12 protein-coding genes and 2 pseudogenes are annotated in these 12,406 nt (G+C 63.6%); 7 read left to right on the top strand and 7 right to left on the bottom strand.

Translation table 11 applies throughout. The annotated features are described in order from the left end of the window. The 3 genes and pseudogenes from AWC14_RS27885 to AWC14_RS01770 form a co-directional block, all read left to right on the top strand. Positions 1 to 111 (top strand): annotated as a pseudogene (locus AWC14_RS27885) (IS982 family transposase); the annotation flags it as partial. A gap of 104 nt (positions 112 to 215) precedes the next feature. Next, the gene (locus AWC14_RS01775) at positions 216 to 443 is read left to right on the top strand and encodes a YgaP family membrane protein (RefSeq protein WP_045383039.1); all 228 of its coding nucleotides are present in this window, start codon (positions 216 to 218) and stop codon (positions 441 to 443) included. 75 nt (positions 444 to 518) lie between these two features. Then, positions 519 to 1,259, top strand: a complete 741-nt coding sequence (locus AWC14_RS01770) for a sigma-70 family RNA polymerase sigma factor (RefSeq protein WP_052425666.1) — start codon at positions 519 to 521, stop codon at positions 1,257 to 1,259. 147 nt (positions 1,260 to 1,406) lie between these two features. Here the strand turns inward: AWC14_RS01770 and AWC14_RS01765 are convergent, their stop codons facing one another. From AWC14_RS01765 to AWC14_RS01755, 3 genes are all read right to left on the bottom strand, one after another. Beyond that, the gene (locus AWC14_RS01765) at positions 1,407 to 2,039 is read right to left on the bottom strand and encodes an SAM-dependent methyltransferase (protein WP_200885681.1); all 633 of its coding nucleotides are present in this window, start codon (positions 2,037 to 2,039) and stop codon (positions 1,407 to 1,409) included. 114 nt (positions 2,040 to 2,153) lie between these two features. Further along, positions 2,154 to 2,330: a hypothetical protein gene (locus tag AWC14_RS01760; protein ID WP_235216006.1), complete on the bottom strand. Its 177-nt coding sequence runs from the start codon at positions 2,328 to 2,330 to the stop codon at positions 2,154 to 2,156. An 11-nt stretch (positions 2,331 to 2,341) separates the two neighbouring features. Continuing rightward, the gene (locus tag AWC14_RS01755; RefSeq protein WP_272947986.1) at positions 2,342 to 3,871 is read right to left on the bottom strand and encodes an NAD(P)/FAD-dependent oxidoreductase; all 1,530 of its coding nucleotides are present in this window, start codon (positions 3,869 to 3,871) and stop codon (positions 2,342 to 2,344) included. A gap of 193 nt (positions 3,872 to 4,064) precedes the next feature. On the opposite strand from AWC14_RS01755, the gene AWC14_RS01750 reads away from it, so the two are divergent. Both AWC14_RS01750 and AWC14_RS01745 read left to right on the top strand, forming a co-directional pair. Continuing rightward, the gene (locus AWC14_RS01750; protein WP_045383031.1) at positions 4,065 to 4,607 is read left to right on the top strand and encodes a redoxin domain-containing protein; all 543 of its coding nucleotides are present in this window, start codon (positions 4,065 to 4,067) and stop codon (positions 4,605 to 4,607) included. Next, positions 4,604 to 5,482, top strand: a complete 879-nt coding sequence (locus AWC14_RS01745; protein WP_045383029.1) for a cytochrome c biogenesis CcdA family protein — start codon at positions 4,604 to 4,606, stop codon at positions 5,480 to 5,482. The genes AWC14_RS01750 and AWC14_RS01745 overlap by 4 nt, the downstream gene beginning before the upstream one ends. 17 nt (positions 5,483 to 5,499) lie before the next feature. On the opposite strand, the gene AWC14_RS01740 is transcribed toward AWC14_RS01745, so the two are convergent. The 4 genes from AWC14_RS01740 to AWC14_RS01725 form a co-directional block, all read right to left on the bottom strand. Then, positions 5,500 to 6,426, bottom strand: a complete 927-nt coding sequence (locus AWC14_RS01740) for a M56 family metallopeptidase (protein WP_045383027.1) — start codon at positions 6,424 to 6,426, stop codon at positions 5,500 to 5,502. Further along, positions 6,423 to 6,800: a BlaI/MecI/CopY family transcriptional regulator gene (locus tag AWC14_RS01735; protein WP_045383035.1), complete on the bottom strand. Its 378-nt coding sequence runs from the start codon at positions 6,798 to 6,800 to the stop codon at positions 6,423 to 6,425. Before AWC14_RS01735 ends, AWC14_RS01740 begins: the two co-directional genes overlap by 4 nt. A gap of 211 nt (positions 6,801 to 7,011) precedes the next feature. Beyond that, the gene (locus AWC14_RS01730) at positions 7,012 to 9,885 is read right to left on the bottom strand and encodes an MMPL/RND family transporter (protein ID WP_272947989.1); all 2,874 of its coding nucleotides are present in this window, start codon (positions 9,883 to 9,885) and stop codon (positions 7,012 to 7,014) included. A gap of 29 nt (positions 9,886 to 9,914) precedes the next feature. Next, complete coding sequence (locus AWC14_RS01725) at positions 9,915 to 10,346, bottom strand: MmpS family transport accessory protein (RefSeq protein ID WP_045383023.1); 432 nt, start codon at positions 10,344 to 10,346, stop codon at positions 9,915 to 9,917. Between the two features lie 433 nt (positions 10,347 to 10,779). On the opposite strand from AWC14_RS01725, the gene AWC14_RS01720 reads away from it, so the two are divergent. Together AWC14_RS01720 and AWC14_RS01715 are read left to right on the top strand one after the other, a co-directional pair. Further along, positions 10,780 to 11,391: a mycothiol-dependent nitroreductase Rv2466c family protein gene (locus AWC14_RS01720; protein ID WP_045383021.1), complete on the top strand. Its 612-nt coding sequence runs from the start codon at positions 10,780 to 10,782 to the stop codon at positions 11,389 to 11,391. Between the two features lie 644 nt (positions 11,392 to 12,035). Continuing rightward, positions 12,036 to 12,405, top strand: a pseudogene (locus tag AWC14_RS01715) (type II toxin-antitoxin system Phd/YefM family antitoxin); the annotation flags it as partial. Position 12,406: the final 1 nt, after the last annotated feature.

The raw sequence follows: 12,406 nt of genomic DNA, 5'->3' as shown, positions 1-12,406 counted from the left end.
TGTGTCTTCGCCCGCATCGCTCAACGCTTACTCGCACTGGCCGCCGTGATCTGGCACAACTGGAAAATCAACACCCCCACCAAACGATCACTGATCGCCTACGACCACTGACCGGGATAGGAATCACTCATCTAGATGGCGGTGATGTCCACGGTGGTGGCCGTTGTCCGTCTAATGATTGACAACACCAGCTCATTTTCGAATTGGAGAAGATCATGCGATTTGCCCGATTCATGCGCGGTACAGCCGGGCGGCTGCTGCGGATTGGTGCCGCGGTGGCGCTGATCCTCGTCGGCTTGCTTTTCGTCGGGGGCACCGCTGGGATCGTTATGGCCGTGGTGGGGGTCGTCCCGCTGGCTGCCGGGACTTTCAACGTGTGCCTATTCGGCGCGCTTTTGGGCGTAGGTCTGCGCGGCGACGGCGCCAAGGCGCGCGCCGCGTAAGCATCGGCCGTCGTCGGCCGTATACCGCGAAAAGCGATCACGGCCGACCGACCAGCAGTGGAACAATAACCTATCGTGGAGGACCTCGCGTTCCGCGACGCCGTCGCCGCGGCGATCCCTCGCCTGAGACGGCTGGCATACCGCGTCGCCTGCTCGGAAACCGATCCTGACGATCTTGTCCAGGACACCCTCGAGCGGGCGTGGCGTTCAAGAGTCCAGTTCCGGGCCGACGCCACCGTCACGACATGGCTGCATCGCATCCTAATCAACCGGGCGATCGACCTGTGCCGGCCGTCGCGGGTCGCGGTGACGCCGCTGGACGTCGACACCCTAGCATCACTGATGGACTTCGAGGTCGACGACGTCGACACCGTGCTGGCCCGCGCGGCTGACATAGCGAAGCTGCGCGCGGCATTGTCACAGCTGCCTGACCTTGAGCGCATGGTTCTGGCGCTTCACGATGGCGAAGAATGGACCGCAAGCCGCATCGGGGAAGTGTGCGGACTCACGACCGCAGCCGTTCACAAGCGCCTACAGCGTGGGCGCATCCGACTCATTCGCCAGTTGAGCGGAGCCGAGGTAAGTGCGCGGCGCCCATCGCCGCAGTGCCGCGCTGCGCGCGCCGACGCATTGGACTACGTCGACGGTCGGCTCGATGACGGCCGCAGGCGCCAGGTCGAAGAGCACATACGCGGCTGCGCCCGGTGCCCGTCGCTGGTGCAGGCGCTCATCGGACTGCGTGCTGCCCTCGAAGACACACCCGGGTCCCGCGAGCCCCCAGAGGACGTTCTCCGCAGGCTACGTAACCTACCTTGACCGATCCGCAGCGTTGGTGTGACAGCGGAGTGCGAGTCTCGATTTAGAACCAGGTCGTCTTCGCAGGGCGGATGTCGGTCGCGTACAGCCAGTCACGTTGTGTAGTCGGGACGCTAACTCGTAGTGCGTGCGCTTCTTAGCCATATATCAAGGAGTTCCCGCATGTGGTGGCTCGCGCAGCAGACGGACCAGCGCATCGATCGCGTCTGCGTCTGCGTCGGCGCCGGCAACGGACCGGCGGACCCCGTTCGGCCTTGTCCACCGCAAGCCCTCGTCGATCGGCAAGGTCGGCGAGCACGTCCGCCGGAGAGAACAACACGGCAGGGTCTTGCGGCCCACCGGTTCCCTCGGTGAGGTTAGTGGTGTCGTGCCCAACCACCAGCAATGTGCCGCCCGGGGCAACCGCCGCGGCCGCCTTGCGTAGCACAGCCGACGGGCTTCCTCAGTGAGGTGCAGATAGGCGACGATGACCGCATCGAACGGTCCGGGCGGCAGCGGATCGGTCACCACGTCTACAACCTGAAAACTGACCCGGTCCGCGACACCGGCGCGACTCGCCAGTTGTGCAGCCCGTTGCAGTCCCACTGCCGAAAAGTCGATGCCGGTCACCCGCCACCCGCAGCTGGCCAGCCAGATCGCGTTGCGTCCCTCGCCGCACGCGAGGTCCAGAGCCCGGCCCGGCATGGCGTCCGCCATTTCGGCCGCCACAAACGTGTTCGGTTCCACGCCCCACAGCAGTTCACCCTCGCCGTAGCGAGCATCCCAGGTTTCGGCGTCCACGCGTCACCCTAACCGGCGCGGGTAGCGCTGAATGCCGCGACAGTTTGGCGCTGCACCCATCTTCGATACGGCAGGCAAAAACGTCCAGGCACAGCGACAGCTGTCAGTCACGGATCAGTTGTGTCCGCTCAAGGCGATGCGCATCATCTTGAGGTTGATGCGGGCAAAACGCCAGAACTGGGCCAGCAGGTTTTGGCGGATCCGCAGCTTGGCGGGGGTGGGTAGCGGGGCGTAGGCGATGCTCTCGGCGGTGCGGAGGTTCGCCTCGGAATCGACGGTGTCGTCATCCATGGGGACGCCTTTCATTCGGGGATCAGCCACCAGAACGGCTTGGCCTTGGCCTTATAGATGAACATGTGGTGCAGCATCAGTTTGATCCAGTGCCCGGCCAGGCCGAGTTCGCCGAACGTGCCGCCGATGTCGCGGCCCGTTTGCGGGTACTTCACCGGGTCGGGCACCACCGGGAACATCGTCATCGAGGCGGCCGAGCCGTTACGTAAGCCGGTACCGGCCGAGGCGACGCACGCCGCGCCCATCGTCGCCATCGAGGCGCGGTGAGCTGAGGCCTGCGGGTTTTTGATGCGGTCGCGGATGGTCTCTGCGACCGTTTTGGCCATGATGCCCGACGGCATGCCGGTGCGTGGCGGGCTGGGCGTGATGACCGTCCCGTTGGCGCTCTTGCGCGGCCGGGAGATCGGGTGCGGCGGGGCGAACGCGATGCCCGGCCCGAAGATGTTCGGGTAGGCGGGCGACTCGTAGGTATGCGGCCAGTCTTCGGCCGCCCACTCGTCGTAGGGCTTGCCCGAATAGTCGGCATCGACCTTGAGGAAGCCCGACGGCGCGAACAGCACCGACGTGATGTCGTTGCCGCCTTTGTCGTAGGCAGTGAGGTTGGCACCCCGAAACGGCGGCAGCAGCATCGCGAAGTCGAAGTCCAGATCGCGTTCCTTGCCGTCGAGCTGCTCGTAGCGCAACTTGCCGTCCATCACCTCATGCACGGCGGCCTGCGTGATGGCTTTGACGCCGCGTTCGCGGAACAGTGACTCGGTCCACATCCGGCTGGACTGCAGGAAACCCCGCTCTTCGAATTGCATGCCGTCGACACCGAAGTCGCCGAGCTCGTACTCGTTGGTGAGGTAGTAGATTTCGGCGAGTTCGCGCACGCCGGCACTGCGTAGGGCGTGCTCGACGTTGAAGGTGTACTCGAACGCCGCACCTTCGCAGGTGCAGGTGCCGTGTCCGACGCCGATGACCAGGCGTTGTTTCTCGCCCGCCTTCAATTTGGCGATCACCTGATCGAGCGCCCGGGCCGCCTCGACCGCGTGTTCGGCAGTGCACACCGAGTAGGAGTGCCCGTCGGGTCCGAGGCCAGGCGTGGCCGCGAAGTTCAGCTGCGGGCCGGTGGCGTTGATCAGGTAGTCGTAGGTGAGGCTGGCGGTCTGGCCGCGACGCTCGTCGTCGGTGTAGGTGAAGTCCACCGACGGCGACGACTGCGCAGCGGTGCCCTCCGGGCGGATCGCGGTCGCGAACCCCTGGTGAAACCGGATGCGTGTGCGCGCATAGATCGGCTTGAGCGGGATCATCACCTTCGTCGCGTCCATCCGGCCGACGCCGACCCAAATGTTCGACGGGATCCAGTTCCAATCAGGATTGGGCGAGACCACGACGATTTCATGTGCGCGGGGTAGCCAGCGGCGCAGGTGCAGGGCCGCGGTGTGTCCGGCGATTGCCGGCGCCGAGAATGACGACTCGTGCCATGTGATGCTCCTCGATGAGACCGAGTGACCAAATGATGCAGTTCCCAAGTCTATACCCTCTGGGGTATAGACCACTACCGGCGAAGAGCCGGTCAATCCGCGTTTGAGGCGAGTCGGATCCGCTGGCGTTTGATCCCAGCGGCATCAGCGACATCCCGACCATCGGCGGGCGCGAACCGGGGGGTCCGTCCCAATCTACGATCTCCGTACGTAGATAGTAGAGTAACGGTTGCCGCTCGCCGCTCCACACATCAGGAAAGGAATCGCCATGCCCCGCCGTCTGACCGCCTCGCTCGCAGCCGCCGCGATCCTACTGGCCGCGTGCGGACCGTCCAACGCAGAGTCTGAACGATCGGACAATGCTGCGTCCACCCCGCCGGCCGCGCACGGCCAAACCGCCCGAGTGCCGACTCAGCTGCAATTTTCGGCCAAAACCCTTGACGGTCAACCGTTTTCCGGGGAGAGTCTGTCGGGCAGACCATCGGTGTTGTGGTTTTGGGCACCCTGGTGCCCGCGATGCCAACGCGATGCGCCGACGGTCGCGCAAGTCGCAGCGGCAAACGCGGCGGTGACATTCGTCGGCGTGGCCGCACGTGCCCAGCTGTCCGATATGCGGTCGTTTGTTGACACCTACCGGCTCGGCGGGATCACGCAACTGGACGATACCGACGGGACGATCTGGGCCAGATTCGGTGTCACACATCAACCGGCATATGCGTTTGTCGACTCGAAGGGCAGCGTCGACGTCGTCAAGGATTCGATGCCCGAGTCGCAGCTAACCGAGCGGGTCCGCGCACTGGCTGCCCGATGATCGATGGCGCAGCACTGGGTTTCGCGTTGGGCGCCGGACTGGTCGCGGCGCTCAATCCGTGCGGGTTTGCTTTCCTGCCAGGTTATTTGGGTTTGGTGATCGCCGGCAATCACGACAGCGCGCGCGGGGCCGCACTGGCTCGCGCGGCTGCGGCCACGGCGACGATGGCGCTCGGATTCCTGACCGTGTTCGGGGTCTTTGGCCTGGTGATCTCGCCGGTGATCGCGTCGACGCAACGGTATTTGCCATTTGCCACCGTAGTCATCGGCGTCCTGATGATGGGGATGGCCGTTTGGCTGATGGCGGGCAAGGACATCAATGCGATCATGCCCAAGTTGGCGGGCAAAGCACCGACGGCGCGGCTCGGATCGATGTATGGCTATGGCGTGGGGTATGGCATCGCTTCGCTATCATGCACGGTGGCACCGTTTCTCGCCGTCATCGGCACCACGTTCAAACAAGGTTCCGCGCTCTCCGGCATCCTGGCCTTCATCGCCTACGCCACCGGGATGACCATCACCGTCGGGGTCGCCGCGCTGGGTGTAGCGCTGGCCGGCTCGGCGGCCGGCGCGCTGTTGCGCCGGGTCCTGCCGTACGTGGGCCGGATCGCGGGGGTCATCGTGCTGCTGACCGGACTTTACGTGACGTACTACGGGTATTACGAAATCCGGTTGCATTTCAGCGACGCCGACGCCGACGACCCGATCATCCAAGCAGCCGGCACTGTGCAAGCCTGGCTGGTGCACCAGGTCGACACCTTGGGCGTGTGGCCCCTGCTGGCTACGGCGGCGGTGCTCATCGCGACCGGGCTAAGTTGGCGTTCGCTAATTCGTCGACACCGACAAAATCAGCTCACCGCCAACGAACCTGAGTGAGCGGTTGCTCGACGACGTCAAAAATGACAGGCCAGTCCGACCGCCAGCGGTGTCAGCAGCGCCATACCGGTCACGGCGCTGAGCACCAACCCGTCGCGCCACCGGATGCGGCGGGGCACCGAAACGGTCAACCGGGTGGCACGGCACAGCACTGCGCTACCGGCGGCCCCGAGCGCAGCCGCGCCCATCGTCGGCTGTCCGGCCAGAGCCAGAATTCCGCGCAGCAACGGCATCGCCCCGTGCCGGCGCACCGCGACATCATCGGCGCACATCTCCAGCAGGCCCGCCACCGCGTCCGTGGCAGCCGTAAACAGCGGCAGCGGCAGACCCGCGGCCATGGCCCGCAGCACCATGAGCAGTTGGTGGTGGCGGCCCGTCAAGTGCGCGGATTCGTGCGCCAGGACCGCGGCTAGTTGCGGTTTGTCGAGCCGTTCCAAAGCGGCGGTGGTGATCACGACCGTGGCGGGCCGACCTGCCACGCAGTAGGCAACGGGGCGACGGGCCTGCACCACCATCACGCCGGGCTGGTAACCGGGCGTACCAACCATCCGGACGCTCGCAGCGTGCTCGCGGCTGCGCGATCGCTGGCGCCGGTAGGCGTAACGGACGCTTCGGCTGACGACGGTTGTGGCGGCCACCCCGGCCGCCAGCAACGTCAAGGCGAGCGCCGATCCGATCTCTCGCGGCAGCCCGACATGACCGGCGAAGCCCAGCACCTTCATGCACAGGCTCAGCGCCCAGTGGCGCCACATGCTCACCAGCACCGCGTCGAGCAGAACGGCGAGCGCGCACACCCAGGCGGCGAGCGCTCCGATCACCGCCGTCAGCCAAGCCGTCACCGCGAGGCGCGGATGTACACCGCTTCCCGTGACCCGGCGCAGCAGCCGCTGCCCCGACCACGCCCATGCGGACCCGTAGAGCAGTAACAAGGCCGCGGCGTTCATGGTTTGTCCGGAGCGTCGATGATGCGGCGCAGCGCAGCTCGAACCCGCATCGCGTCCTTCTCGTCCATCTGGTTGATGAAGAATGTCAGCACCACTTCGGAATCGCCGCCGGCGTCGAAGGCGTCGCGCATCAGTACCGCCGAGTGTTCCTCGCGCGACATGGCCGGCCAGTAGCGGAAAGCCTTGCCGACGCGTTCCCGCTGCAGCCAACCCTTGCGGTGCAGGTTGTCCATGGTGGACATCACCGTGGTGTAGGCGATCTCGCGATCGTGAGTCAAATCGTCAAAGATGTCACGTACTGTGGCGGCCGCCCCGCGATTCCACACGCGGTCCATGACGATCGCCTCAAGCTCACCGAAGCGTCGGATGCGCAATAGCCCCACCCTCCCGGCTACTCGCCTGTACCACAATGAGACATCCTATCGAGACGGCCATCCGCCCCGCCCACAACGCCGAACCGGCGCGACGCACCACAGCCAACGAGGGTCGTGGGCTCCCTTACGTCACGGAAGAGATCCGTCGCAGCGCACTGACCCCGAGAACAACGGATCTCATCCGCACGCCGACAGTGATCGGCCTTGAGGTTTAGCCAGACGGTTTGCGGATCCGGTCGGTTGTCGCATCCGCTTGTTCGCCCAGCAGAAGAGAACGCACCAGCCGACGCGCGCCGAAGGGCCGAAGCATCTGACTGGCCGGACGGGCCCGTACTCGTTGCGGCCACCAGAACCAGCGGCCGAGCAGCGCCGCGATCGACGGCGTCATCAGCGAGCGCACGATGAGGGTGTCGAACAGCAGGCCCAAACCGATCGTGCTGCCGGCCTGGCCGATGGAGCGCACGTCACTGGCGACCATCGACATCATGGTGAAGGCGAATACCAGGCCCGCGGCGGTGACAACTCCACCGGTGCTGCCCATGGAGCGGATAATGCCGGTCTTTAATCCCGCCCCTATTTCCTCCTGGAACCGCGAGACCAGCAGCAGGTTGTAGTCGGATCCGACGGCCAACAGGATAATCAACCCGAACACCGGCGCGATCCAGTTCAAGTCCAAGCCGAAAAGGTGTTGCCAGACCAGCACGGACAACCCGAAGGCAGCGCCCAGCGACACCAGCACCGTGCCGACAATCGCCAGCGAGGCGACCAACGCTCGGGTGATGATCACCATGACCACGAAGATCAGGGTCAGCGCGGCCAGTCCCACGATCAGCAGGTCATATTGTGAGCCGGTTTGGATATCGTTGTACACAGCGGCGGTGCCGGCGAGGGAGAACTTGGCGTCGGTCAGCGCGGTTCCTTTCACCGCTTGATGGGCGGCTTTGAGTTCGGGTTTGACCGCGGAGATACCTTGCGGGGTGGCGGGGTCCGTGTCGTGGGTGATGATGAAGCGCGCGGCCTTGCCGTCGGGTGACAAAAACAGTTTCAGGCCGCGCTGGAAGTCGGGATTGTCGAACGCTTCTGGCGGCAAGTAAAAGTAGTCGCCGTCCTTGGACGCGTCGAAGGCCCGGCCCATCGCGCTGGCGGTGTCGGTCATGCGCGACATCTGGGTGATCAGCCCGGAGAAGCTGCTATGCATGGTCAGCAGGGTTGCGCGCATCGACTTCGACACCGCGATGATGGTGGGAAACTGGGCCAGCATTTGCGGCAGCACCGCATCAATGTTGGTGACGTCTGCAAGCAGCGCGTTCATGTTGTCGCTGAACTTGTCGGACTGGTCGAGGGCGTCGAACATCGATCGCACCGCCCAGCAGACGGGGATGGTGAAACAATGCGGTTCCCAGTAAACGTAACTATGGACGGGCCGTGCGAAGTCGTCGAAATCGGCCAGATGGTCTCTTAGCGCGTCGACGGTGGCCTTCAGCTCGTTCATGTCGCCGAGCATGTGATGGGTGCTGGCGGCCATCCGGCCCATCAGGTCATACATTCGCTCCATCGATCCGATCATGGCGGCAAGGTCGTCGCTCATGGTGAGCATGTCGGCGGCCCGGTCTTTCATGAATTGCAGGTTTTCTCGGATCGGAATCGATTGTGCACTGACTTGGAAAGGTATCGACGTGTGTTCGATCGGACCGCCCAACGGCCGAGTAATGCTTTGCACCATCGCGATACCAGGGGTACGGAAGACGTCCTTCGCGATCTTGTCCAAGATGATCATGTCGCCGGGATTCCGCATGTCGTGATCACCTTCAACCATGAGGATGTCGGGATTCATTGTGGCAGGGCTGAAATGGCGTTCCGCGGCCGCGTAGCCGATGCTCGACGGCATATTGTGAGGTATGTAGAAGCGATCGTCATAGCTGATTTTCATACTCGGCATGACGAGAATACCGACCACCGCGATGGCCAACGAAGCCGCAAGCACCGGAGCAGGCCAGCGCACGGCGGCGGTGCCGATGCGCCGCCAGCCGTGAACTTTGACGGCCCGTTTCGGATCGAGCAGGCCGAATCGGCCGGCCACGGCGACAATGGCCGGCGCCACCGTCAGCGCCCCCGCGACCACGACCAGCAGCCCCAGCGCCGACGGAATGCCCAACGCCTTGAAATAGGCCAGTCGCGCGAAATGCAAACAAAACGACGCACCGGCGATCGTTAGCCCCGAGCCCAAGATGATGTGAAAGGTGCCGCGAAACATCGTGTACCAGGCCGCTTCTCGGTCTTGGCCGGCCTGACGTGCCTCTTGGTAGCGTCCGATGAGGAATATCGCGTAGTCGGTTCCCGCCGCAATGGCCAGCGACGACAACATGGCGACGACGAACGTCGAAAACCCTAATAGGTCGTGGTTGCCGAGAACCGCGACAAGCCCTCGGGCCGTACCCATCTCGAAACCCACCATGGCCAGAACGAGAAGCACGGTGCTAATCGAGCGATAGGTGATGAAAAGCATGATCGTGATGACTAGGCCCGTCACCCCCATCATCTTGAGCATGCTTTTGTCGGCGGCATCGTTCATGTCTGTTGTCAGTGCTGCCGGGCCGGTGACGTAGGCCTTGAGTCCGTGAGGCGGGGCCGAATCATCAACGATCTCCTCGACTGCTTTGACCGATTCGTTTCCCAAGGTGCTGCCCTGGTTGCCAGCCAGATTGAGTTGGACATAGGCGGCTTTGCCATCGCGGCTCTGCACACCGGCGGCGGTGAGCGGATCGCCCCACACGTTTTGGACATGCTGGACATGCTTGGGGTCGGCCTGCAGCTTTGTCACCAAGCCGTCGTAATAGCGGTGCGCCGCCTCGCCAAGTTCTTTGTCGCTTTCCAGCACGACCATCGCGATGCTGTCGGAATCGGACTCTCGAAACTTCTTACCGATGCGTTTGGCGGCGATCATGGCCGGCGCATCCTGCGGCGACATCGTGACCGCGTGATTCCGCGCCACCGATTCAATCGGTGGCACCAGAACATTGACAGCGATGGTCAGCAGAAGCCAGGCCAGGAGTATCAGCACCGCGAATCTGCGAACCATGCGCATGAACCACGGGCGAGCGTCTTTATCGCCAGTCATGCTGCCTTCACCAAGCAGAAGGCCTGGGCGTGATGCCCGGCCGAGGAATGCTCATCTTCGACCTCACCGTTTACCGTGATACGACATCCAATGTCATCGCCATTACCCTGTGCCACCATGTTGGCAATCACCGCCGGGACCGTCGTCGTAATCGCGTAAGTCCAAGGCAAACTGGTGAAGTTGGCTTGCTGCGGCTGGGTATTCTCATCCAAATAGCTCACGCTGCCCGCAGTGTCGGGGGGTCCGAAAACCTCGTACGTCACCCGCTTGAGATGGGAAGGCACCAGCGGTTCAGCACTGCTGCCAGTCGCGGAGAAAATCTTGTCGGAGCCAAAGACGCCGCGAAGCCGTTCGACGCCAAGACCACCCAGAACAACGGCGGCCACGACGATCAGTGGCACCCACCCGCGTTTAAGGATGCTAAGAATTGGAGTTTCCCTTCGCTCGTACCCTCGTCCTGCTCAGCAAGTCGTTGTGCATGCCCTACCGCGCCGCATCGAGTGGCTCGTTGAGCCTGTGGTAAATGGCTTTCTCTGGACAAGCCGCTATTGCCGGCGTAGCTCAGCGGTTCCACGTTGGTAGCCCCGGTAAACGTTTGCCAAAACCCGGGGAAAGCGTGCAACCGCACCCGTTTAGGGCTGAAGTCCGCATCCCACATCAAGACCCCTTAATACCCGGCGGGGTATAGCTTCCCTGAAGGATACAACACCCGTGAGGCATAGTTCCCAGACGCAGCCCTGCTACGGGCTCCTGTGGGGACGGCCAAGCCTGGCCGTCCGCCAGGCGTGGTACCCGGCCTCCGAATACCCCCCCTGGTATCATTGCCAATGTTTACAGGCAGGGTTGTTGAAGGAGGAGTCAGTGGCTGACGTCGACCTTTACCTCGATCCGGTATGCCCCTTTTCCTGGGTAACCTCGCGGTGGCTTCTCGATGCCGCGCACCCAACCGACACGCCGGTCACCTTGCGACAAATGAGCCTGGCGGTTCTGAATGATGGCAACGATGTCGGTGCTCAGCAGCAACGGATGATCGACCGATCACGGCGGCTAGGACGTCTGTTCGCCGCCGTCGCTGATCGCCACGGGCACGACGCATTCTCGCGGCTTTACGACGCGATAGGCACCCGTGTCCATGTGCGGCGAGAAGAAATCACCCCCAGCATGATCAGCGAAACCCTCGCCGACAACGGTTTTGACAGATTGCTGTCCAAAGCCCTGGACGACAACACATTCGACGAGGCGGTCCGGCACTTACACCAAGCCAGCCAGGATGCCCTGGGCGGCCGCGCCGGCAGCCCGATCGTCGTGGTCGACGGCCACGGGTTCTTCGGGCCCGTACTGACCCGGATCCCGAGCGAGCAAGACGGCCTGCGCCTGCTCGACGCGGTTCTCACGGCCGCAACTGTTCCCGGGTTCGCCGTCCTGCAACGTCCCTACCAGGGACCGCCGATCATCACAGAGACCGGCAGCTGACGTGCCACCCCACGCGACGTGTCCGAACCGTTCCGTCGCCGGTCTTTCACATTGCGCTCGATAATGGCGCAATGGCCACCAAGGCCACGCCATCGCGGTCGGCTTCATGCCGAGCAATGACAACCGGGGAACCACCGCGAAGACCACCAACTGCCAGCAAAGCGCCCGTAGTGATGCACAGTAGCCGCTTCGGTGGCGTTAAGACGGGCACGTCGAGCTGCCCCTTTCCGGGTCGCTTACTAAATGTGACTCGACACATCTGGCCGTCGACCATGCCGACGCTTTCTCTGAAGCGAGCGCTTTGACCCGCGATACCGCAGCCGATACCGCAGCACTTGTAGACCCGTCCCGCTCCAGCCAACGCGACAAGCCCTGTCTACGCAGCTAGAAGGAGGTTTGAACGCATCAACGCCAGCCAACGCCCACGTACACCGATTATGAATCCGTCAACACGCTGGGCCGCGGCCTCGAAGCCACTTGGTCGGTAATGGTTTTCCGACCCACGCGATCAAGCTGGGGTGGCGGCGGAAGAGTGTCAGGTTAGTCAATCTTGTTCTGCCACAAGCTGTTCCCTGGCGCACCAAGGGCGAAATTGTGGTGTCGGGCTTGGTGAGCTATCAAGGCTCTAACCTACAGTTCGACAGCGTGCGCCACCTCGCCTCCGGCCTGCGCAGGTCAATCTCTCAGGTCGTCGTTGCCGCACTCAGGAGTGACACGTACAAATCAGTGTTCTGTGAGTGTACGGTTCACGGTGTGGAGGTATCCGTGACCGAGTTGCGCGCGCACCTCAGCGATTGGCTCGATCGAGTTCGGGCTGGTGACGAGGTCGTCATCACCGACCGCGGGATACCCGTCGCGCGACTCGCTGCGGTGGACAGCGCAGGCACCTTGGCGCGTCTCACGGCTGAAGGCGTGATTGGCAAGGCCGCCGCGCAGCGGCCCGTCGCTGCGGGTCGGCGCCGGCCCCGACCGCGGCGGCCGGTATCTGACCATGTCAGCGACCAGCGGCGCTGAC

It is taken from the genome of Mycobacterium kyorinense, from assembly GCF_002101735.1.
GTDB classification, from domain to species: Bacteria; Actinomycetota; Actinomycetes; order Mycobacteriales; family Mycobacteriaceae; genus Mycobacterium; species Mycobacterium kyorinense.
This window is presented reverse-complemented; position numbering and strand designations above follow the sequence as displayed.

Excerpts from the sequence above, each read along its gene's own strand:
- AWC14_RS01775 (WP_045383039.1), top strand. The coding sequence starts at position 216 with ATGCGATTTGCCCGATTCATGCGCGGTACAGCCGGGCGGCTGCTGCGG.
- AWC14_RS01760 (WP_235216006.1), bottom strand. The coding sequence starts at position 2,330 with ATGGATGACGACACCGTCGATTCCGAGGCGAACCTCCGCACCGCCGAG.
- AWC14_RS01750 (WP_045383031.1), top strand. The coding sequence starts at position 4,065 with ATGCCCCGCCGTCTGACCGCCTCGCTCGCAGCCGCCGCGATCCTACTG.
- AWC14_RS01745 (WP_045383029.1), top strand. The coding sequence starts at position 4,604 with ATGATCGATGGCGCAGCACTGGGTTTCGCGTTGGGCGCCGGACTGGTC.
- AWC14_RS01740 (WP_045383027.1), bottom strand. The coding sequence starts at position 6,426 with ATGAACGCCGCGGCCTTGTTACTGCTCTACGGGTCCGCATGGGCGTGG.
- AWC14_RS01730 (WP_272947989.1), bottom strand. The coding sequence starts at position 9,885 with ATGCGCATGGTTCGCAGATTCGCGGTGCTGATACTCCTGGCCTGGCTT.